General features: G+C 43.0%; 21 protein-coding genes. 9 read left to right on the top strand and 12 right to left on the bottom strand.

Annotated features, from left to right (window positions below; all coding sequences use genetic code 11):
• Positions 1 to 72 precede the first annotated feature (72 nt).
• Both HUS26_RS18565 and HUS26_RS18560 read right to left on the bottom strand, forming a co-directional pair.
• Positions 73 to 1,419 carry a HAMP domain-containing sensor histidine kinase gene (locus HUS26_RS18565; RefSeq protein WP_173918518.1) on the bottom strand — a complete coding sequence of 449 codons (1,347 nt, stop codon included), beginning with the start codon at positions 1,417 to 1,419 and terminating at the stop codon, positions 73 to 75.
• Positions 1,416 to 2,084, bottom strand: a complete 669-nt coding sequence (locus tag HUS26_RS18560) for a response regulator transcription factor (protein ID WP_173918517.1) — start codon at positions 2,082 to 2,084, stop codon at positions 1,416 to 1,418. The genes HUS26_RS18565 and HUS26_RS18560 overlap by 4 nt, the downstream gene beginning before the upstream one ends.
• A gap of 148 nt (positions 2,085 to 2,232) precedes the next feature.
• On the opposite strand from HUS26_RS18560, the gene HUS26_RS18555 reads away from it, so the two are divergent.
• The 3 genes from HUS26_RS18555 (at position 2,233) to HUS26_RS18545 (ending at position 3,504) form a co-directional block, all read left to right on the top strand.
• A complete protein-coding gene (locus tag HUS26_RS18555; protein WP_173918516.1) occupies positions 2,233 to 2,655 on the top strand; it encodes a cell wall hydrolase in 423 nt (140 codons plus the stop codon).
• Positions 2,656 to 2,727: 72 nt separating this feature from the next.
• Positions 2,728 to 3,225 (top strand): spore coat protein GerQ, encoded by a 498-nt coding sequence (gene gerQ / locus HUS26_RS18550; protein ID WP_371809640.1) that lies wholly within the window; start codon positions 2,728 to 2,730, stop codon positions 3,223 to 3,225.
• Positions 3,226 to 3,255: 30 nt separating this feature from the next.
• Complete coding sequence (locus HUS26_RS18545) at positions 3,256 to 3,504, top strand: hypothetical protein (protein ID WP_173918515.1); 249 nt, start codon at positions 3,256 to 3,258, stop codon at positions 3,502 to 3,504.
• On the opposite strand, the gene HUS26_RS18540 is transcribed toward HUS26_RS18545, so the two are convergent.
• The 4 genes from HUS26_RS18540 to HUS26_RS18525 form a co-directional block, all read right to left on the bottom strand.
• Complete coding sequence (locus HUS26_RS18540) at positions 3,501 to 3,869, bottom strand: DUF423 domain-containing protein (RefSeq protein ID WP_173918909.1); 369 nt, start codon at positions 3,867 to 3,869, stop codon at positions 3,501 to 3,503. The genes HUS26_RS18545 and HUS26_RS18540 overlap by 4 nt on opposite strands.
• A gap of 16 nt (positions 3,870 to 3,885) precedes the next feature.
• Positions 3,886 to 4,203, bottom strand: coding sequence for a YwdI family protein (locus HUS26_RS18535; RefSeq protein ID WP_173918514.1), 318 nt, complete (start codon positions 4,201 to 4,203; stop codon positions 3,886 to 3,888).
• 141 nt (positions 4,204 to 4,344) lie between these two features.
• The gene (locus HUS26_RS18530) at positions 4,345 to 4,599 is read right to left on the bottom strand and encodes a hypothetical protein (protein WP_173918513.1); all 255 of its coding nucleotides are present in this window, start codon (positions 4,597 to 4,599) and stop codon (positions 4,345 to 4,347) included.
• 920 nt (positions 4,600 to 5,519) lie between these two features.
• Entirely contained in the window at positions 5,520 to 6,857 is a 1,338-nt protein-coding gene (locus HUS26_RS18525) for a sodium-dependent transporter (protein WP_173918512.1), read from the bottom strand.
• A 376-nt stretch (positions 6,858 to 7,233) separates the two neighbouring features.
• Here HUS26_RS18525 and HUS26_RS18520 point away from each other — a divergent pair, with 376 nt between their 5' ends.
• Complete coding sequence (locus tag HUS26_RS18520) at positions 7,234 to 7,956, top strand: TIGR02206 family membrane protein (RefSeq protein ID WP_173918511.1); 723 nt, start codon at positions 7,234 to 7,236, stop codon at positions 7,954 to 7,956.
• Positions 7,957 to 7,960: 4 nt separating this feature from the next.
• Positions 7,961 to 9,193, top strand: a complete 1,233-nt coding sequence (gene eis, locus HUS26_RS18515) for an enhanced intracellular survival protein Eis (protein WP_173918510.1) — start codon at positions 7,961 to 7,963, stop codon at positions 9,191 to 9,193.
• Between the two features lie 214 nt (positions 9,194 to 9,407).
• On the opposite strand, the gene HUS26_RS18510 is transcribed toward eis, so the two are convergent.
• Both HUS26_RS18510 and HUS26_RS18505 read right to left on the bottom strand, forming a co-directional pair.
• On the bottom strand, positions 9,408 to 9,719 hold the full coding sequence (locus tag HUS26_RS18510) for a phasin family protein (protein ID WP_173918509.1): 312 nt from the start codon (positions 9,717 to 9,719) through the stop codon (positions 9,408 to 9,410).
• A 17-nt stretch (positions 9,720 to 9,736) separates the two neighbouring features.
• A complete protein-coding gene (locus HUS26_RS18505; protein WP_173918508.1) occupies positions 9,737 to 11,383 on the bottom strand; it encodes an AarF/ABC1/UbiB kinase family protein in 1,647 nt (548 codons plus the stop codon).
• Positions 11,384 to 11,661: 278 nt separating this feature from the next.
• On the opposite strand from HUS26_RS18505, the gene HUS26_RS18500 reads away from it, so the two are divergent.
• From HUS26_RS18500 to HUS26_RS18485, 4 genes are all read left to right on the top strand, one after another.
• The gene (locus tag HUS26_RS18500) at positions 11,662 to 13,779 is read left to right on the top strand and encodes an immune inhibitor A domain-containing protein (protein ID WP_173918507.1); all 2,118 of its coding nucleotides are present in this window, start codon (positions 11,662 to 11,664) and stop codon (positions 13,777 to 13,779) included.
• A 125-nt stretch (positions 13,780 to 13,904) separates the two neighbouring features.
• A complete protein-coding gene (locus HUS26_RS18495) occupies positions 13,905 to 14,795 on the top strand; it encodes an N-acetyltransferase (protein WP_254434244.1) in 891 nt (296 codons plus the stop codon).
• Positions 14,796 to 14,831: 36 nt separating this feature from the next.
• Complete coding sequence (locus tag HUS26_RS18490) at positions 14,832 to 15,701, top strand: fructosamine kinase family protein (RefSeq protein WP_173918506.1); 870 nt, start codon at positions 14,832 to 14,834, stop codon at positions 15,699 to 15,701.
• Positions 15,702 to 15,833: 132 nt separating this feature from the next.
• Positions 15,834 to 17,189, top strand: coding sequence for a YjiH family protein (locus HUS26_RS18485; RefSeq protein ID WP_173918505.1), 1,356 nt, complete (start codon positions 15,834 to 15,836; stop codon positions 17,187 to 17,189).
• Positions 17,190 to 17,423: 234 nt separating this feature from the next.
• Here the strand turns inward: HUS26_RS18485 and HUS26_RS18480 are convergent, their stop codons facing one another.
• From HUS26_RS18480 to HUS26_RS18465, 4 genes are all read right to left on the bottom strand, one after another.
• On the bottom strand, positions 17,424 to 18,083 hold the full coding sequence (locus HUS26_RS18480; protein ID WP_173918504.1) for a type 1 glutamine amidotransferase domain-containing protein: 660 nt from the start codon (positions 18,081 to 18,083) through the stop codon (positions 17,424 to 17,426).
• Positions 18,084 to 18,172: 89 nt separating this feature from the next.
• The gene (locus tag HUS26_RS18475) at positions 18,173 to 19,186 is read right to left on the bottom strand and encodes an acyltransferase family protein (protein WP_173918503.1); all 1,014 of its coding nucleotides are present in this window, start codon (positions 19,184 to 19,186) and stop codon (positions 18,173 to 18,175) included.
• A gap of 239 nt (positions 19,187 to 19,425) precedes the next feature.
• Positions 19,426 to 20,667: an aminopeptidase gene (locus tag HUS26_RS18470; RefSeq protein ID WP_173918502.1), complete on the bottom strand. Its 1,242-nt coding sequence runs from the start codon at positions 20,665 to 20,667 to the stop codon at positions 19,426 to 19,428.
• A 16-nt stretch (positions 20,668 to 20,683) separates the two neighbouring features.
• Positions 20,684 to 22,114, bottom strand: a complete 1,431-nt coding sequence (locus tag HUS26_RS18465; protein ID WP_173918501.1) for a deoxyribodipyrimidine photo-lyase — start codon at positions 22,112 to 22,114, stop codon at positions 20,684 to 20,686.
• Positions 22,115 to 22,163 lie beyond the last annotated feature (49 nt).

The raw sequence follows: 22,163 nt of genomic DNA, 5'->3' as shown, positions 1-22,163 counted from the left end.
ATTTAAATATCGGGAAAGGTTTTGTTTAAATTTTGTTTAAATTTGGCAAAAAAAGATGCCTAGTTTTAAACTCTAGACATCCTGTCGTGAAATCGTAATACGGGTTCCTTTTTCACTTGAGTTAATTTTTAATTGAAGATTCATTTCTTTAACCATTAATTCGACGATCGAAAGGCCGATCCCGGCCCCTTCTTCCACTTTCTCCCCTTTCATCCCCGGTCCGCGATCTTCAAGAAACAGCTCATTCTCTTTAACTGTAATCCGGACGTATTTCCCTTCAGAAGCATAGCGGATAAGGTTCTGCATTAAATTATCAAAAATCCGCTCCATCCAATTAGGATCAATATGCCAATAAACCGTGCCGTCCGTTACGAATTCAATGTCTATCCCTCTCTGCTCCAATGTCGGATACCAGTGAGCGGCGATTTCCTTCATCATTCTGTTCATTTCCACATGGCTCGGATGATAAGGATACTTTTTACCAGTTAAAAGTGTTAAGGAAAGCAGGTTATCAATTAAATGACTGAGGTAATCGATTTTTTGATAAACAGATGTGAGTTTTTCCTGAGCTTCCCTGCTCGAAACTTCTCCGCTTATATCAGACAGTGAGGCTCGGATTGTCGTTAACGGTGTCCGTAAGTCATGAGAAAGGTTGGCAATTAAGTCACGGCGAATGTTTTCTTCCTGCTGCTCTCGCTTCTTTCCTTCTTCCAGCTGCTTAATCATCCGGTTAAAGCTGGTTTCCAGCTGGCCAATTTCATCATCATTTGAAATTTTTACAGGTAATGGAATGCCACTTTCACCCTGATCCTCCATGGCATCCTTCAGCTTCAATAAGCGTTTATGGACTTTTCTAAAGAAGAGCCACGATAATGTAAAAAATCCGATCATAATAATAGAGATAGCTATAAAAAAAGCAATGCTGTACCAGTTATCCAGCCGCTGCACAGGCGGACCGATGTAGAGACGATCAATTTGTGTGACCATAAATCCCTGATCATTCTCACCTTCTCCGATAAAAGCAACTACCGTAAAAGGGTCTGAGTCAAAATTATATTTCATAAACTCAATGGTATATGAAGAGCTCCACTGGTCAGGAAGATCCCCCTCATAACGAATGATATCTTCCGTTTTGCCCTCACTGTTAACCCAGAACATGCCGGACTCCGGAAATTCTTCGGACAGCTTCTCGATTCTCTGGCTTATTTCTTCAGAATCGGCATCTTCGAGACTGCGCGCTTCCTCATGCCACCTTTCTTCATACTGTTCGGCATTACCATAGGGCAGATCTTCTTCTAATAATATCCCAGGGAAATAGACAACCAGTGAGGTGAGCGGCAAGGCAATCGGCAGTGCCAGCACGGCGAGTAAAACGATAAATAAATACTTAACCTGAAGCGACTGTAACCACTTTTTCATCCCTTCACCCGATAGCCTATCCCACGGATGGTTTCGATAATTTTTGGGCAGGATGGATCTTTTTCAATCTTTTCACGCAAATGCCGGATGTGAACCATGAGGGATTTATCCCCTTCCCGGTACGGCTCCCCCCACACGCCTTCGTATATTTGTTCCTTCGTTAAAATCTGGTTTAAATGTCTGAGGAAAAATTTAAAGATATGAAACTGTTTTCCCGTCAGTAATATTTCTTCATCAATTTCGTTATTTTTAATAACCTGCTGATCGAGGTACACGGTTAAATGCCCGATCGAAAGTGTCTGATCAATGGTCCTTTCAAATTTCCGCAGCTGTATTTCAATCCGTTTGATCAGTTCTTCGGGATGAAACGGCTTCGTCATATAATCATCTGCAAATTCTAATCCCTCTAGTTTGTCATCAATCGCTGTTCTTGCTGACAGCATAATGACAGGCAGCTGCGGATTATTTCTTTTTAAACGGCGTCCTAAAGAAAAGCCGTCCAATCCCGGAAGCATTACGTCTAAAATGGCCACATCGTATGCATTTAATTCTTCCGGCAGCTCAAGCCCGGTTTGGAACCAGTCGACATCAAAAGAATGCTCCTTCAGTTTTCTTTCGACCCAATCTCCGATCTCAAGGTCATCCTCTATGTATAAGACTCTCATATTCTAAAGGCCTCCTTAGGTACTTTACTAGTATCTTACAACAACCCTCCTAAACACGTCTCACCTTTCTCGCTTTTTTATACATATCCTCCCCAGACCCGTACATATAGTGTTAGAGAGTCAGTTTACCGGGAAGCGAGGTGACAGCGTGGCTGTCGTTCCCTACAACCAGCAAGATGTAAATCTGCTTGCCAGATTAATAAGAGCTGAAGCCGAAGGAGATGGGAAGCTGGGAATGTTGATGGTGGGGAACACCGGAATTAACCGTGTTCGCGCAGAATGCCTGGATTTTAAAGATATCCGCAGCATTCAAAGGATGGTGTTCCAAAGTCCAGGGGGATTTGAAGCCACCCAAAAAGGCTACTTCTATCAGAGAGCCAGGGAGAAGGATAAGCAGCTGGCCAGGAGAGTCATTAACGGAGAAAGGTTCCACCCCGCAACAAATACCTTGTGGTTCTTTATGCCGCAAGGAGCCTGTCCAGCAACCTGGTACGGCCAGAGTAACGTCGGCCGGTATAAATCACACTGTTTCTTTGCTCCTACACGAGCAGACTGTCCAACCATTTACTAATTACGTTAAGGAGTGATCAGATTGGCAAATAATCAGCAGCAGGGATCCCAAAGTGCGCAAGGATCAAATGGCATGAACGGAACGAACGGCATGCAGGGAATGCCAGGGATGCAGGGAATGAACGGCATGAACGGCATGCAGGGAATGCCCTATTACCCTGGCACCTACAGCGGCGGGGCGCAGGGATTGCAGGGGATGAACGGAGGAAACGGAACGAGCATGCAAGGAGTCCAGGGCATGCAGGTTCCTTATATGTCCAACGGCGGCGGGATGAACGGCGGAATGCTTCCTACCGAACAATCCTATATCGAAAATATCTTAAGGCTTAACCGCGGCAAAGAAGGAACGGTCTATATGACTTTTGAAAATAATGACGAGTGGAATGCTAAAGTATTTCGCGGGATCATTGAAGCTGCAGGCCGCGACCATATCATCTTAAGCGATCCGCAAAACGGCAAAAGATATATCCTTCTTATGATTTACCTTGACTACATTACGTTCGATGAGGAAATCAATTACAGTTATCCGTTCAATGGCAGTCCCATGGCCCAGTATCCTCCACGACGCTAAATTTATGAACTATAGGAAAGGGGTGAGCGAATGCGACATCCCTATGCACCTTTCATCCAATTACAGCTGGCCGCTATACTCGTCGCCGTCATACTCGCGTTTGTCGCGTTATTTCACTTGGAGCATGAGTGGATCATACTCCTTATGTTTTACGTACTTACCATCAGTCTGCTTATAGAAAGCTTTGTTGAATATAAAAAAGAGCAGCTGACTTCGAGTATCAGTCAGCTGCTGCGCGCGATTATCTTATTTATTTTTACAACAATCCTCTATTTTTAAATGTATCGAACGACTGCAATGCCAAGCAAAATCCAGCCGATCAAGAAAAATAAGCCTCCTACAGGCGTAATCATAGCAAATGTCTTAATTCCTGTCGGCGCATAGATATACAGACTTCCGGAAAATAAAATAATTCCAACTAAGAAGAACCATCCCGCTCCTGTCATTAGGCCGGTCTGGATTTTGCTCATTAATAAGCCTGTTACAAACAGAGCCATCGTGTGGAACATTTGATAGTCGACCGCTTTTTCCCACTGGCTCAATCCTTTAGCCGAAACTTTCCCTTCTAACCCATGAGCGCCAAACGCTCCTAAAGCCACAGATAAAAAACCATTAAGCACACTTAACAGCAAAAATACTTTCATCATGTCTATTCCCCCCTTAAAAGTCAAAAATGGACGAGCCGTTCGCTCCATCATGCCCTTTCGGTTTCTCCTCTTGAGCGGAAGGTTTTTGAACCGGGGCATCACTCCCCATCATTCGCCGGATCTCTTCCACCGTCGGCTCCTGAACCGAGCTCTCTTTTAATGTTGAAGCTGATGGTCCAGACGGCGAAGTCTCCTGTTCCAGCACCAGGTCCGCCAATAATCGAACCGCACGCACATGCTCCCTGAACTTATGATCATCTCCATGGTTCAGCATTGCTTCCTGTATCTCACTAGACATCTTTTTTAGAATCGTTTGATTTGATATTGCCATAAGCTAATGACTCCTTTTGTAATGTTATCAAACATCCGCATCTATCATAACATGCGCCAGCTACCGGTGTCTTTTGCCATTATCAATAAGAAAGCCTTTATTTTAGACATCCTTATCTAAAATAAAGGCTTTCTTCTATCATTAATCACTGCCTGGAATAAGCAAATCATCTTGCAAAATGGTCAGTAAAGATTTAGGCGTTACTTCTTGCCCAGGCTGCATGTCTACTTGCTTAATGGTGCCGCTCACGCCAATAGAAACCTCGACCACTTCCTTATCTGCTGTTTCAATCAGAAACAATGGTTCCCATTCATAAACATAGGCATCCTCACCAACCAAAACATCTTTAATGGAGCCATAGCAAGGACTGTACACCTCTTCAAGCACTTCTTTCATGGTTTCTCTCCTTTTCCTTTAACTAAGCAATAATTAAATGTCCTTCCCCGACATTTAATCTACTCTATTCAATAAATGCCCAAGCCATGCATTTAAAAAGTATGACTTTAGGAGATTTTTTCATTCGCGATTCTAATACGAAACGACATTAAAAATCAAGAGTAAATAAACACCAATTCCGAAAAGGGGAGCCTGCTCGTTTTTTCTCAGAAGTCGCGCAGTTTCTCTTACTTTTTTCTGGTAATATGAGGCTGTTTATGTATAGAAAAAAACCGAATGTCAACCGAGGCCACTGAAAAAGTCCTTTCTAATCTTAAAGTTTGTTGTTCCGAACCGCTTGTCGGTGGATGCTTGCCGCGGGCACGGCCTCAGCTAACTTGGTCAAGAAGATCACTTGACCAAGTTAGCTGAGGCTCGCGCTGTTCCCGCAGGCGTCACCACCGATCGCTCATCGTGAAATCAACAGAGGTCACTCTTTTTTCTTGTTGTCTAGGAAATTTCCAAGCTGTGGATGTATATGTTTAAAAGTGCGACATCCAGCTCCAGCGCCCAGACACTCGCGTCATAAGCCATCCGCCCTGCGGAAGGGAAGGCCACCTTCCTCCGGCCGTTTTGCTTATGCGTTTCGTGTCTACCAGGGCGCTTTAAGCCTTTGTTCTACAATGAAAGTAATACATAAAAGTGAGGGATTCGATGTTAGACCGTCAACATTCAAGGTGCGATGGCGATTTTCAAAGCTAATGTGAAACGAATCGTTAAACTTATGAAGGATTATAGGCCACAAATCTCTTAAAATTAGAAGAAAAGCGGTCTGTGTGGAAATTAAATTCCACACAGACCGCTTTTTAATATTCTACCTTTCATAGATCTTCAGTTTTTCAGTGGTCTCATGTCAATCATTCGGGTTTTTAAAGAATATCTTAGATAATGCCAAGCGAGTTTAAGCAGACAAGAATAATACCGATTGGTGCAAAATATCTCACAATGAAATACCATACGTTTCCAACAGCAGAACCAGTAAAGTCTGTTGCTTCAAGCGCCTGCTGTTTTGTAAAGTACCAGCCTACAAATAAAATCATCGCCAGACCGCCAAGCGGCAGGAAGATATAGGAGGCTACATAGTCCATCGAATCAAGGATATTTCTTTCCCCGATTGGCGTGACGCCTGCCCAGATACCAAACCCTAACGATACCACAATTCCAAGCACAAACATGATGGATCCCATCAGAATAGTTGTAAAGCGGCGAGACCAGTTAAAGACACGCATAAAGTAAGCCGTCGGAACTTCTAAAATGGATACAGAAGAAGATAGAGCGGCTAAGATCAGCGCGAAGAAGAAGACCACTCCAACGATGCCGCCAAGCGGAATTTGTTCAAAGATCGTCGGCAATGTGATAAATACCAACGGCGGCCCAGAAGCAGGATCTATTCCAAAAGCAAACACGGCCGGGAAAATAACGAGCCCTGACACTACAGCAAAAAAGGTATCCATGATGCCGATACCAAGTGTGGCACCAGGAAGCTTGTGCTCCTTAGACAGGTAGCTTCCATACGTTAACATGGCTCCCATTCCGATACTTAATGAGAAAAAGGCCTGCCCTAAAGCTGCGATATAAATGGATGGATCACTGAAAGCTGACCAGTCTGGCGAGAATAAGAATCTCAGTCCCTCGGCTGCTCCATCAAAAGATATACTATAGAAAGCTAAAACAATTAATATAATGGCTAGTAATGGCATAAAGATTTTATTAGCAGATTCTATACCTTTTTTAACACCGCTGACTACGATAAAGATCGTAAGTCCCATAAATAGTGCGGTCCAAAATAATGGGTACCAGGAATTTGATATGAATTCTCCAAATGCTCCTCCATAGCCTGCTTCTGGCTGTGCAGCAAAGCTTCCAGTTACGTACTGAATGAAATAGTAGATGGCCCATCCGGCCACTACGCTATAGAAGCCGAGGATTAAAAACGCACTTAATACTCCGAAGAATCCGGTCAAGAACCATGGCGTCCCTGGTGCTAATTTTTTAAAGGATCCTACGACATCGCTCTGCGCTTTTCGGCCGATACTTACTTCAGAAAGTAACAGCGGGATACCAATCAGCAGAACACAAAGTAAATATAGAATTAAAAAAGCGCCTCCTCCATTGTTTCCAGCTACAAAAGAGAAACGCCATATGTTGCCCAGCCCGACAGCTGATCCCATGGCTGCAAGCATAAACCCTAACCTGGATCCCCAGTTCTCTCTACTCATTAATTAGTCATCTCCCCTCACTCTATTCTAAATATTTCTCAGCATACCATACTTTATTCATAGAGACGATACGAAATTCTGCATTTCATCTATTTTACAGCTTCATATCCAAGTTAGAGGAAGAATCCGCTGGTTTTCGCCTGATTACAGACTTTTTCGACTGATATTGCAGACAACCTGTTCCTGTTGCAGAAGCGACAACAGGAGACGGCATTTAATCCCGTAAGCCCGGCAACCTCTTTGAAAATTTGGATTCCATGTTGTAACGAAGTGTTTGCACGTAAAGTAATTCACTTTTGGCATAGGCGATTCCTCCTACGTCTAGTATGATAGAATCATAGCACAGGAAAATCTGTAACTCTAGGATGTGGAAAACATGAAACAATGGTTAGGAGCTTACAGCGCTCATCCATTTGAAACGTTTGGTTACAGCCACCTGGTCATGCTCGTTATGTTTGCCTTAGGCACCGTATTTTTACTTCATTATTCTAAATATCTTAAGCGCGGCACCCGCACTCATACGATTATAAAATGGCTGCTTTTCAATCTGTTGTTTATCTGCGAGCTGAGTTACCAGGCCTGGGCATTGGCTCACGGATTTTTCTTCAGCGCTCTCTATTTACCGCTTCACTTATGCGGCATTGCTTCGATTATCGGCATGATCGGCTTACTGACATATCACCCAAAACTGATTCAAGTAAACTTTTTCATCGGTATCGTACCCGCTGCATTAGCCTTAATCACGCCTGATCTTCCTTATGATTATGAACATTTTCGTTTCTGGAAATTTTTTATTCAGCATATGGCAATTGTTTGGACGAGTCTCTTCCTTCTTCTCTCGATAAAAGTTCCAATCAGTCTAAAAGTGACATTGGAAGCTTACATTTATCTCGTTGGCTATGCCGTTCTTATGGGCTTTTTTAATAACTGGATGGGCACGAATTATTTATATCTCTCCTATCCTCCGATAGAAGGCACATTATTAAACTATTTAGGTTCCGGGTTTGCCTACCTCTTTAATTTAGGGTTGACCGCCCTTAGCTTTTTCTTTCTATTATTAGTATTCTATAAAGGTATCTACTTGTTGAAAAGGAAGTGACCAGATGGAGATTCGAAGAACAACCGACTTTCGCGGGTTTACAGAAATCCTAAGCCGCTGCTATCCGGTGATGGGTTTAACCACAGAAGAAGATAAACAAAATGCAGCAGAACACAGGGAAAAGATGGAGAAATACGAGAACGTTTCCCATTACGGGGTTTACGAAAACGAACAGCTTCTCGGGGGCTTTATTCATTATGCTTTTCCAATGAATGTGTATGGGCAGACGATCCCTTCATCAGGTATCGGCACTTTAGCTGTCGACCTTCCATATAAGAAACGAGGCATCGCTAAACATATAATCACCCACGTGATTAAAGAAGCGAACGAACAAGGATTCCCCCTTGTCCAGCTTTATCCGTTCCGGCCTGACTTTTACCGGAAAATGGGGTTCGGTTCAGGGCCCCAGCTGCACGTGTATCGTTTTTCACCAGAACAGGCGCCTTACCAGGAAGGCATTGACTCAGTCGTTCCACTGAATTCTTCTCATGTCGAGGAGATTAAGAAAGTCTATCATGACTGGGCGCAGGACACCCACGGAGCCAGTGACAAGCAGGATTACGAGTTTCGATACATTTCAGCAGAGCATACCCATACCATTGGCTACCGAGAAAACGGTCATTTAAAAGGATACCTCGTCTATGAAATGAAACACGAGACAGATTTTCACCAAGAGCTGAAAGTGATCGACTGGTTTACGTTAACAAACGAGGCCTTCCATGCTTTTATGAACTTTTTTCACCTGCAGAAAGATCAAGTCGATGTCGTCACCTTTCCTTCCTTTGATGAGGACTTCGGATTCTTTTTAAAAGACCCGCGCTATCAGTCTGACAGAATGATCCACCGCCTCTATCATAAGACTCAGGAAAGCGGCACGGGGCTTATGTACCGGATCAGCGACCTGCGCTTATTTATGAACTATATCTATGATCATTCGTTTGGCCAGGCGAAGGTCCCCATCCACTTTAAAGTAAACGATTCTCTTTTAAATGAGCAGCAGTCTTACTGGTATTCCTTTAGAAATGGACAAGCTTCCGAAACGGCCAGCGATACGGCGGGTGCGGTCACTTTATCTATTGATATCGCCGAGCTGTCTTCCCTTCTGATGGGATGTATTTCTCTTGAGAAGCTTCTTGATTATAAAAAGGCAGAGTTAACCGGACATGAGCAAGGGATAAAGCAGGCGATTAAGTTATTTACCTCCCCTGAAAAACCAGCCAGCTGGTCCTTTTTCTAACCCGCTGCTTGAAAATAGGAACGCAGGTCCGCTCACTCATTGTCTTCACGACAGCTACTACCTCGCAGGGAAAATCGAGGTGCGGTCCAATGAGACTCTTAACCGGTGGCACCCGGAAGTTTATATTTTGATTCTGCCGGCTTTTGGGATATTTTCTGACGTCATTTTTATCTTCTCAAGGCAGCAACAGTTGCAGATTAAAAAAGATCACCCTTTACAGGTGATCTCCGTTGCTGCTCTGCTGGTTCTCAAGACGTTCCAGTCTCGCTTCAAGCCTCTCATATTCTTCGCGAGTCACAAACCCCAGATTCTTAAGCCGGGTCTGCATCCGGGACTGGGCCAGTTCGCTCCAGTCACTGTTTTTCTGCTCACCTTTTTCGACCCAAGTGTTCAGCATTTCTCTCGCTTCTGTTGGTGAAACCTCACCTTTACTCACCATTTCATTTAAGACTTTTTCAAACTTCTCTTTACCCCTGATTGCTGCTCCCAGTCCTAAATAAAATCCTTTTCGTAATATACTGCTCATTTACATTTCCTCCTTTGTTATCTTCTAATTTTTTTAATCATCGTATAATGGCGGATGCCGATCATTAACAGGGTGCCAAATCCAATAACCGCTATTGTCCAGGCAAAAGGCAGATAATCCGACCATCCGGTTATGTTGAGATAAAGAATCCCTCCTGTACCAGCTACAATCATCATAAAGGAGATCAGGGAATAGAAAAGATAAAACTGGTGAAAGAGTGTCTGCTGATGGGTTTCCGTTTTCCATTCTCTTTCTTTATCACCGTCGACTAAATACTCAATTAGTGCCCGCGGGAGAGACATTAATGGTTTCACTGTATCCTTTGCTACCTGTTTGTAAAGGGAGAAGTTTGACGCTTCGCCTGTCATCCATTTTTTAATCACAGGCCGTCCCCACTCTACTAAATCCACTTGCGGATAAACAGACGTTAGAACACCGACGATAATTGAAGTCGCTCTTCCTAAAAAAGCGTAGTCCGCCGGCAGCTGAATTGGCTGTTCTTTCACGAACTGCTGCACATCACTTAAGATGTCATTCATGAGATGGGCATCCAGCTTATCGAAATCCCCATCCAAATACATATCCGTCGTCTGTTTAATCAGCTTTTTCACTTGCTCTGTATCGGCGTTTGGAAGGAGAAAATCCATCTCCCAAAGGGCATCGATGACGCGGTCATAATCGTCCAAAATAAAACCCTGGACCATGAGGCGAATAGAGTTGGCATCGCGCTGTTTTATTTCTCCCACCATCCCGAAATCGAGGAGAACAACGGTTCCATCCGCTTTCAGCATAAGGTTTCCGGGGTGCGGATCTGAGTGAAACATCCCGGCAAACAGAAACTGCTCCACACACAAATCAAACAGCAGCTTGGCTACCGCTCTGCGATCAATCTGATGGCGTTTTATAAAGGTAAGATCCGTAATCTTCGCCCCTTCAATCCATTCCATCACCAATATCCGCTTCGTTGACCATTCGCTATAGTATTCCGGGATATACACTTTCTCAAAGTCCCTGAATCTTCTTCTGAAATGATTGCCATTCTCCAGCTCCATGGTAAAATCCAGCTCGTTTGTAATAACTGCAACTACTTCACGATAAAGGGCTGGTAAATCCGCCTTCTTACCATATCTAGTAAACTTCGATAAAATAAAGAACACAATTCTCAGTGCCTTAAAGTCCATTTGAAAGATTTCCCGCACGCGGTGCCGCTGGACTTTTACAGCAACCGAAGTCCCATCAAGCAGCTCCGCCCGGTACACTTCTCCTATAGACGCTGACGCTACCGGTTTTTCGTCAATATGGCGGAACACTTCCTCAAGAGACGTATTCCAGTCCTCTTCCATCGTCCGTTTTGAATATTTAAAAGGGACGGGCTCGACCCGGTCAACCAGCCCTTCCAGCTCAAGAATAAACGCCCGGGGAAGCAAATCGCCCCGAGAGCTTAAAAACTGCCCGAATTTAATCAGCAGCCCGCCAAGCTTAATAGCTTTCCTGCGGTATTCTTCTGCCTGCTTAACCAGCAGCCTTTCCCATTTTCGCTTCGTTTCCTGGTCCCAGATCCTGTGCGTATTTTTAAACCAGAAGATTTGGATGAGAAATTTCAGGGACATCCAGACGATCACTGTTACTCGATAAATGGATATGTATTTCGCCCGCTGATTCATCTCTCTCCCCCTCTCTATTGGCTTACATTTTTTATACAATTTCCTTAACCCTTCTCCCTTAAACCTTTTCAGCGGAACCCCTGAAATTTTGTCGAATTTTCTGGTAAAAACAGTTATTTACACCTATTAAAGGTACAAAAGTATGACGAACTAAAGGACCTTTTCAGTGAAAAATCCTTCCATTTTACTATTCAAAATATTTTGAATATTTAGCCTGTACACATTATAATAGATATTGCGGGTCTCGAAATAATTTCCACTAGGAGGGTTTCATGCACATGAAGAAAAAGATGACAGCATTGCTTTCAGTCAGTGCATTAACATTGTCTCTGTTTGCTCCTTCAGCAGCTACAAACGTTAGTGCAGAATCTGAATATAAAAATTGGAACACCGAACGTTATGGCGACCGTATCGATATTGATGGTCTGCTTAAAAAACAATCTGAGCAGCCTGGGTTTAAGCAAGAGGCTAACCAAAAGGTAAAAGAGAATGCTGCGGAAACTGATTTTAATGAGGATGCAGCGGGAGACGATTCAAGCAGCTCCGACAGTAATTTTACATATGATGGAGGAACAAAATCATTCCTCGACCGTGATCTTGCTTTTAAAGAATTTACGCTTCGCAGTGTTGGTGAACACGTTGAGGTTTGGGTTGCGAACGACCTCGCTTTCCCTGAAGATGATGAACGCCCTGCTCACAAGATTACTCAGGAACAAGTCGATAAAATGGCTGCTGAGTTTGACAGCAATATGTACCCTGTCGCTACAGACTTCTTCGGCACTCCTGACAGTCTGGATGGCAGTAACTCGCTATTAGAAGAGCTTGGCTATGTGCCTGAAGGTTATTATGAAGGTGAGGGCGATAAAGTCCTTCTTATGGTAGATAACGTCAAAGACGATAACTACTATGATCCGGAATATCCATTCTTCGTTGCCGGTTTCTTCTGGCAGACTCTTGAAAATTATACTGACCGTAACATGATTACCATCGATTCCAGAGATTGGGATACACGCTTAGAAAGCACCTTCTTTGGAACAACCATTCATGAATTACAGCACTTAATCCACTCTGATAATGACAGTGATGAAACTTCCTGGCTGAACGAAGGAATGTCTACATTCTCTGAGTTCCTAGGCGGTTATGGCCTGGACAGCGGATCGATCAACTTCCTGCTTGACCACCCGGAAAACTCTTTGACAAGCTGGGATGAGCACCAGGGTGCCGAAACAGGTCCTGAAACGATTGCTGATTACGGTTTAGTTCAGCTGTTCACTCTTTATAACTACGAAAGATTTGGACCAGAATTTATCCGTTCTGTAGCCTTAAGTGAACTAAACAGTATTGAAAGCTTTGAAAAAGCCTACGAAGAATTTGGTCTTGATGTTACTTTTAACGAAGTCTATCAGGATTTCAGCTCTGCTTTAGTGTTAGATGATGAAGAATACAAAGGCGGAATCCACGGTTTTGAGAATATTGACCTTCGCGACCTGCCTGTAAACGGTCAAGATGAGCCACGCGGTATGACAGTAAACTTTGAGGAAGCAAAACAGTATGAAAAAGATGGTGTCCCTGCCTGGGGTACGGACTTTAAAGAATTCAATATTGAACCCGGCCAAAAAGTAACAGACTTCAGCTTTAATGGTATTGACTTCATGCCGATCCAGTGGGAAACAACTGAAGATCCTTTAGGAAGCGGCGAAGAAGTCCTATGGGGAGGCAAAAGTGATGAGGCTGATAACAAGCTGATTTTTGAAGCCGATCTTACAAGTGCAGATAACCCTACTCTTCAATTTGAACACTATTTAGATATTGAAGAGCAGTGGGACTTTGGAGTTGTACAGGTTTCTACTGATAATGGCGAAACGTGGACTTCTCTTGAAAACGAAAACACTCGTTCCGATGTAGTGGATCAAGGATATCCGAAAATCAAAGAAAATGTCCCTGGATTTACGGGTCATACTGATGAATATGTAGATGAAACGTTTGACCTTAGCGAATATGCAGGAGAAGAAGTTCTTGTTTCTTTCCGCTACCTGACTGACTGGGGTTATACTGATTCTGGCTGGTTCATTAAAGATATCTCTATTCCGGAAGCAGGCATCTCTTACGATGGCAGCAATGACATCCAGGAAGATTTCGTCAACGAAAATGAACTAAAAGAAAACTACGTGAACTATGGTGTGACTTTCATTAAAGAAAATGAAGATGGGGATCACCAGGTGATCGAAGTGGATCCATTCAATATTACCGAAGAGGATGCTCTTGATATTCAAAAAGCATTCCGCCCAGGTAAGACGTATATGACGACTTACTATGCGGCTCCACAGGATGAACTAAATCCTGTACCATTTGAGTACGAAATTGAGTACAAAGAAAAAGGGCCCAATAAAGAATAAATAAGCTAAATAATTACCCATAAGCCAACCAGCTTCCCGCACTGGTTGGCTTTTCTAATGATTTCCTTTACTCCCCTCCCTGCTTATGGCATGCTTTTAGCAAAAGGAAGAAAGGTGAGATTGTAATGATGCAAATTCAAGAGCTTGAGGTCAAACAGCTCCATACGATCGCTGAATGGTTACATAAAATGAACGAACAGGATCACCATTACGTTGCCTGGCTGGCTTCAGATCCTAATGAGATCTTCGAACAGATATGGACACTCACCCAGTTCCATGAGGCTTTAGCTTATGTCGCTTGGGAAGGAGAAGAAGTCATCGGGTTTCTCGGCATTCTCCCTTTTTTCGAGCAAAAGCTGTGCCGGCTGCTTGGACCTTTTTCTACGAGAAATGGAGATGAAGTGATTGAGCGCTTATGGGATAAAGCTTCCCTTACGATGCAGCTCCATTTTGAAGTCGTTAAAGTTGCCTGCTTTGAAGCCAATAAAGAGCTTCTTGCTTTTACAAAACGACATGATTTTGAGAAGTACAATACAGAAAAAACACTGGCTCTCCATTCCGCCAATTATTCTCCCTCTCAGGAAAAGAATACGAGCATCGATGAAATACAGGAATATGACTACTCTAACCTCAGCCAGCTCCATCCATCAGCAGCTTACTATACAATGAACGAAATGATCGAACTGTCTCAAAAAGAAAGAAATAAGCTGTGGGGATATAAAGAGGAAGGTTCTTTAGCCGGGTATCTGTACTTTGAAAGCGTAACACCAGAGGAAGGGGAAATCTGTTTCGTTAACGTTGACCCTTCGGCGCGCAGCAAAGGAGTCGGCACTTCCCTTCTTGAACACGCCCTGCAGTATGCGTTTTACGTTTTCAACTTAAAGGTTGTAACAATTTCGGTGCGCGTCAATAACGAACGTGCTGAACACCTTTACCGCCAGCTGGGCTTTGAAGAAATTCATACAGTGCATGCCTTCCAAAAAGAGCTGAATACCAAACCCGGATTATTTCATTAAATAAGCAGAGCTCATGAAATAAAAAGGAGGCTGTAAATGAAAAAAGATATCGAGCGAGTCGTACAAGCATTAGGTGATTCATCCGCTGTTAAAAATGTTCATCAGGTCAGCGGCGGAGATATTAACCAGGCCTTTTATGTAAAAACAGAAGAACAGGAATATTTTATAAAAGGAAATCAAAATGTCCCTTCTCACTTTTTTAAAGCAGAAGCGGAAGGACTGAAGTTAATTAAAGAAACCAGAACTGCCGCCGTTCCCGAAGTTTATTACTATGATGAGCCGAAGCAAGGGGAAGCAGCAATGCTTGCTATGAAATGGGTGGAAGGCGAAGACCGTCCACATACCGCCGAAGTTCTTGGAAGAAAATTAGCTGAAATGCATAACCATAAAGCGGACCGCTACGGTTTTGGACTCCCTACTTTTGTGGGGACAATGGATCAGCCAAATGAATGGAGAAACACCTGGCTTGAATATTATCGGGACTGCCGGTTAAAAGAACAGCTGGAGATCGGATTAGATAAAGGAAACCTGCCTCTTTCCCGGCAGAAAAATTTAGAATGGCTGATAGAGCATTTAGACGTCTGGATACCAGCATCACCTTCCCCCTCTCTTCTTCATGGAGATTTATGGGGCGGAAATTTCATTGCCGGACCTAAAGGGGAGCCGTATCTTATAGATCCGTCTGTTTTATATGGAGACCCTTGCTTTGAGCTTGCCTTCACAGAGCTGTTCGGTGGTTTTTCTCAAGATTTTTATACAGCTTATAAAGAGGTTTCTCCCCTTCCATCGGATTACGAAGATATCCGTCCGTTATATCAGCTTTTTTATTTGTTGGTCCATTTGAACATGTTTGGAGAAAGTTATGGTCCATCTGTAGATCAAATTTTGAAAAGGTTTACAAAATGATAGAGGATTTTCTAAACTCTTAGCGAATAATGCAAAAGGCAATATTTTCTATTGGCATTTCACCTAAATCGTATTAAAATAAAAAACGCTGTATATTTATTCTTTACATTATTAAGACGGGAGAGCACTATTATGAAAGCAAGTGATTTTAAAGCTTCTTCACATTTGAAGTTTATTATACCTTCTTTAATCGGGATCCTTCTTTTTATGGTCCCTTTCTATAATCCAAGTTCTGAAAGTGTCACGATTTTAATCGCAATATTAGCGACATGGGTCCAGGATACTTTGGTTAATTACTTGTCACTGATTATGATGCTGATTATTTCGCTTACAGCTATCATTACGGTAATTGTCAAAATAATCGGCCCTGAAAAACTAAATAAGACACCCTTCTTTAAGTCTTTATTTAACGTACCGATGATTTGGGTCATTACCCGGGTCTTAGGAATGATTTTTGCCATCATGGTTTATTTCCAGATCGGACCGGAAGCGGTCATCTCAGAGAACACAGGCGGTCTGCTGTTAGACAGCCTTCTGCACGTCCTTTTTGCTGTATTCTTATTTGCTGGATTATTCCTGCCGCTTCTGCTGAACTTCGGTTTACTGGAAATGTTTGGCGTGCTGTTAACGAAAGTCATGCGTCCTTTATTTAAGCTTCCAGGCCGTTCTTCTATCGATGCATTAGCTTCATGGCTTGGTGATGGAACCATTGGTGTTCTGCTAACGAGTAAACAGTACGAAGAGGGATATTACACAAAACGTGAAGCGGCAGTTATTGGGACAACCTTCTCAATTGTTTCCATTACGTTTAGTTTAGTCGTTATTTCTGAGGTCGGCCTTGCGCATATGTTTATTCCATTTTATATTACTGTTGCTATCGCCGGGTTTGTGGCTGCCCTTATCATGCCGCGGATTCCGCCGCTTTCAAGAAAAGCTGATACGTATGTAACCGAAGAAGCCGATGATATTGAAGAAACAATTCCTCAAGAACATAACGCTTTTTCTTACGCATATGCACAAGCCGTAGAAAGAGGAAGTAAAGCCAGCGGGCCTAAGAAGTTCTTCAAAGAAGGCGGTCAGAACATTCTAGATATGTGGATGGGTGTGGCACCGATCGTTATGGCACTTGGTACGATAGCTCTTGTGATTGCCGAGTATACGCCGGTGTTCAGCTGGCTGGGCTATCCTTTTATTCCTATCCTGGAGCTGCTTCAGATTCCTCACGCCCAGGCAGCTTCGGAAACAATTTTAGTTGGTTTCGCGGACATGTTCCTGCCGGCGATTATCGGATCTGGTATTGAAAGTGAAATGACGCGATTTGTGATTGCCAGCTTATCGGTTACCCAGTTAATTTACATGTCAGAGGTCGGTGGACTGCTGCTTGGTTCTAAGGTGCCTGTCAGTATGAAAGATCTCTTTATTATCTTCCTGCTGCGTACCATTATCACGCTGCCTATCATTGCGCTGATTGCCCATATTATTTTCTAAGGTTATCCATGATTAGCGGTCTAAGCTTGTAGAGAAACCATGAGTTTTTCTACAAGCTTTTTTGTGTCAACTTCGAAAGAGAAGACCTTAACTTTAGGGGTCTCGGCGCAGGCGTCCCAGGTATTCTCTACCTCCGCCTTAGGAAAACTACTATCTCGCCCTATACTTTGGAAAACACAAAAAAGGCTGTCAGAACTTAATCGACAGCCTGGCATTTCTTAATTAAAGGCTCTATTATGCTTTTTCTAGATGTTCTTTAAAGACCTGGGCAATTTCATAGGTGGAGCGGTGATTTTGACCGGTAATAAATTGGCCGTCTACGACCACATAACTCTCTTCCGGTCCTTTCGCTTGAAAGTGTGCGCCCGATTCCTTCAGTTCATTTTCTAGCAGAAACGGTACAGCTTCCTCCATTTCAACGGCTTTTTCTTCTTTATTAGAAAAACCTGTCATTTTAACACCGTTAATGAAAGTTTGGCCGTCTTCTCCTTTAGTGCCGACAAATGCAGCAGGTCCGTGGCAAATCGAACCAATCAGCTTTTTGTTTTTCGAGAAATGAGCAATTAATGATTCGATTTCTTTATTGTTTGGAAAGTCAACGACTGCTCCATGTCCTCCGCAAAAGAAGATCGCATCATAATATTCAGGATTAACTTCAGAAAGCTTTTTCGTATCGTTTATCGGCTCCATCACTCCGTCCCAGACGCGAGGAAGTTCATTGGTATAGCTATTTGGGTCAATCGGAATTTTTCCGCCTTTTATGCTCGCTGCTGTAATTTCAAAACCGGAGTCTCTCCATTCAGTAGAAGGCTCGACAAACTCTGAAAGCCATAGACCTGTTTCACGGTCGTTCAATTTTTCTGCATTGGTAACCACCATAAGTATTTTTTTCATAAAAAATACCTCCCTTCTTTTTGGTATTTTTCCACAAGAGAAAATTTTTAACCGTGAAGGGAGGCTGGTTTGTCCGAATTATTCATTTTTTAGTTCATTCTGTATGAATCGTTGTTGATCTGAGCCCACTGTTTTCTTAACAGCTGTGCCCTTCCTTCGATGAAAGGCTGGGTGAGGGTTCGAATCGTACTCGTTGATAACAGGTAAACGATAACACCTGACAGCACGAGGTAAAGGGCTATATCAATAACGTTATTGACTTGTACCCATTCCATCTGTCTAAACAGCTGAACGATAAATCCGTGCAACAGATAGACATATAGCGTCTGACCCCCCAATGCGGTAAAGCTGTAATGCTTGTTTGGAACCCAGGAAAGCAGGCTCATACTCATGAGGGCAGCTATTACATAAACTCCAAATCGATATACACCGCCGATTTCCGGGGCGCCCAGTGTTTCATATGATTTAGATCCAAGCAGCCAGCCTGAATCAAATTCCGGAGCAAGCGCGATAAACACCGCAACTGCTGCCATGATTCCCACACTCGCTGTACGTACAGCAGGTCTTCTCCAGCTTTTCACTTGTTCTTTCGTCAGCCAGTAGCCGATTAAAAAGAACGGGAAGAAGACAAAAGTCCTGGATAAGCTGAAGTCATGCCCAATATCGGTCACATACCCTACAGACACACCGATCACTATAGACAGCGTAATTCCAACCATTGGAGGAATTCTCTTAAATACGGCTAACAGGATATGCCAGCAGAATAGACTGAATAAGAACCATAGAGACCAGTGCGGCGTAAATGGTGCGTTCAGCCATTCATTTTTTCCGATAAACAGGAAGAAGACTGTATAGATCGTCTGAAAGATAAGATAAGGCAGAATAAGTTTCTTCGCCAGTTTAAATATATAATTTTTATTGCCTGAACCTTTCGCAAAGAAACCGGCTAGAAAGATAAACGCAGGCATATGAAAGGTATAAATCCACGTATATAAGGTGTACATTCCGCTGGATTCGTTGGTAGTCGGCTGAATCATATGGCCGAAGACCACGAGAAAAATCAGCAATATTTTCGCATTATCAAAGATAGCATCACGCTTCATTAGTTTTCACCCTCTAATTTTCTATACTACATATTTACACAGTTCTATCTAGTTTAAAACCTATTCTATACCATTTTAACACAAATGAAACGGTTAGAGACTACTTTTTATAGTGTTTTAATCAAACCGTAACGAATCTGTTAAACTGTAACATAAAAGTCTTGATTAACAGGAATTTACGATCAGGACTCCTTTCACAAAAAAACAAGCGGGCCTGCCCGCCCGCTTGTCGTAAAAGCTCATTCAAAATCGACAGCCCACGTTCCTTTTCTAAAAATCGGTTCGAACTGGCCGTCTTTTGTTTCACCATCAATATCAAGTTCAGCGGACCCCATCATGAAGTCTTCGTGGACGATACTGTCATTGACCCCATGCTGATCCATCTGTTCCTTGCTCATCCTTGAGCCGCCTTTTACATTGGTTGGATAAGCCTTTCCTAATGCTAAGTGGCAGGAGGCATTTTCATCATACAGCGTGTTGAAAAAAATGTTCCCAGACGCAGATACGGGAGATTCATTAGGCACGAGTGCAACCTCTCCTAAACGTTTCGCTCCATCATCGGATTCCAGCAAGTGTTTCAGCGTTTCCTCACCGGATTCTGCTGAGTAGTCGACAACTTTACCATTTTCGAATGTCAGTGAAAAGTTCTCGATTAAATTGCCTCCGTAGCTCAGCGGTTTCGTGCTGCTTACGGTTCCCTGAACTCCGTATTTATGCGGCATTGTAAATACTTCTTCTGTCGGCATATTCGGATTAAACTCTATACCATTCTCTGAAGTGGTCGATCCTCCATGCCAAATATGGTCTTCTACCAGGCTTATTGTTAATTCAGTACCCGGACCTGTATAATGCAGGCGCTTATATTGCTTAAGATTTAAAAACTCTCTGGCTTTTCTCAAGGTTTCGTTATGTTTTTCCCACGCTTTCACCGGATCATCCTGATCTACTCTAGTAATATGGAAGATCTGCTCCCAAAGTTTATTTTGAGCATTCTCTGCGGAATCATCCGGGAAAACTTTCTTCGCCCAGGACTCTTGAGGATAAGCGACAATCGACCATGTCACCTTATCATTCATAATATATTCGCGGTAGTTGGTCAAGGCTTCTCCGCTTGCTTTATTCGCTTTGGAGATGCGCTCTGGCTTCACCCCTTTTAATAAATCCGGGTTAGGTCCGTATACCGTAAGCAAAGAGTATCCGTCTTTGACCATGCCCTCCAGCGCATCTACCTTCCATTTAGGAAAATTCTCAAGCACACTTAAAGGAGCATTTTTCATTTTCATATAGCTGACGATTTCATCGCTCCACTCTACGTGGACGTTTTTCGCTCCCATTCCATAGGCTTTTGCTGTAAGAATCCGCACTAAATCTGCTGCTTCTACAGGAGCGTTAATGAGCAGACCTTGATCTCTTTGTAAATTTACTCCTTTTTTAAGTGCCAGTGCTGCATACTTTTCTAATTGATTTTGGTGTGTTGTCATTTTATATTCCTCCTGTTCAATCTATTATTTTTTCAAAGCGTTCAATCGCTTTCTTTCTCATCGTTTTATGGTCTACTATTGGTTCTGGGTAATCCTGACCTATGATGCAGTTGGCTTTCTGCTGAGCTTCACCTGGCATGAGATGAGGCTCATGGATGTACTTCTTTTCAACATCCTTTAACTCAGCAACCCATTCTTTAATAAAACGGCCATGCGGATCAAAGCGTTCCGACTGCCTCGTTGGATTAAAGACGCGGAAATAAGGGACAGGGTCTGTGCCTGTTGAAGCTGCCCACTGCCAGCCCCCAATATTGGAGGCCGGCTCGTAATCGACAAGGCGTTCTTTAAAATATCTCTCACCGATCCGCCAATCCATAAGCAAATCCTTCGTTAGGAAGGAAGCTGCAGCCATGCGCAGCCGATTGTGCATCCATTCCGTTTCATTAAGCTGGCGCATTGCCGCATCAATCAATGGGTAACCCGTCTGCCCCTTTTTCCATCGTTCTAAGTACTCTTCATCCATATTCCAGGAGATTCCCCGGTATTTCCCTACCATTTCTTCATCTTCTGCCTGCGGATAAAAATGATAATTCATATTATAAAAATCACGCCAGGCCAGCTCTTTTATATAAGTTTCTATACCTTTCTGTCCTTTTCTTCCATCCGTTTCTTCCAGAAGCTTTTGATAAATCGTACGTGCAGAAATGGACCCTGTTCTTAAGTAGCGTGACATTAAACTGGTTCCGTCAACTGCTGGAAAATCCCGATCCTTATCATAATCATATATGGCTCCGTCCAAGAAGAGATCGAGCCTCTTGAGAGCCGAACGCTCACCTATATCTTTCCCGTTATAGCGAAATTTTTTCTGAAGCGACTGCCACTCTGCTTCTCCTTTATTAAAAAAACTTCTGTAATCAACAGCATATTCTTTTAGCTTCTGCTTCTTCACTTCGGCAGGTTTTGGTTTAGTCAGCTGCTGCCACTTTTTAAAATAAGGAGAGAAAACTTTATAGAAGCCGCCATCCTTTTTCTGTATTTCGCGGGCGGAATGGATATGGTGGTCCGTGAAGCTATGTACAGCGATTTCCTGTCTGTGCAGCCATTCTGTAATGTGATGATCCCGGTCTTTGCCAAAACCCGTTTCATCAAAATTAAAATAAACAGCTTCAATATTGGGCAGGTTTTGAAGCAGTTCCGCAAAAGCCTCTTCTATTTCTCCATAAAGAAAATGAACGGGAGCCTTCAGCTTCTCACACTCTTTTGTTAGAGCTTTAAGTGTCTGAAAGAAATAGTCATGCCTGATTGTAAATTCTTCAATCAGCTTAGGATGGATATGGAATAATAATAACAGCTCGTCCTGCTCTTGTAGATTTTCAAGTGCGTGAACTAATGCTGTATGGTCATTTAGCCGTAAATCCCTTCGAAACCAGACGACTTTCGTTCCCATGTTTTCATTCCTTCTGCGTAATTGTTCTATCCTATTCACATTACCCTAT

The organism is Halobacillus sp. Marseille-Q1614 (assembly GCF_902809865.1).
GTDB lineage: Bacteria > Bacillota > Bacilli > Bacillales > Halobacillaceae > Halobacillus_A.
The sequence above is the reverse complement of the archived record's forward strand: the minus strand, read 5'-3'. Positions and strand labels throughout refer to the sequence as shown.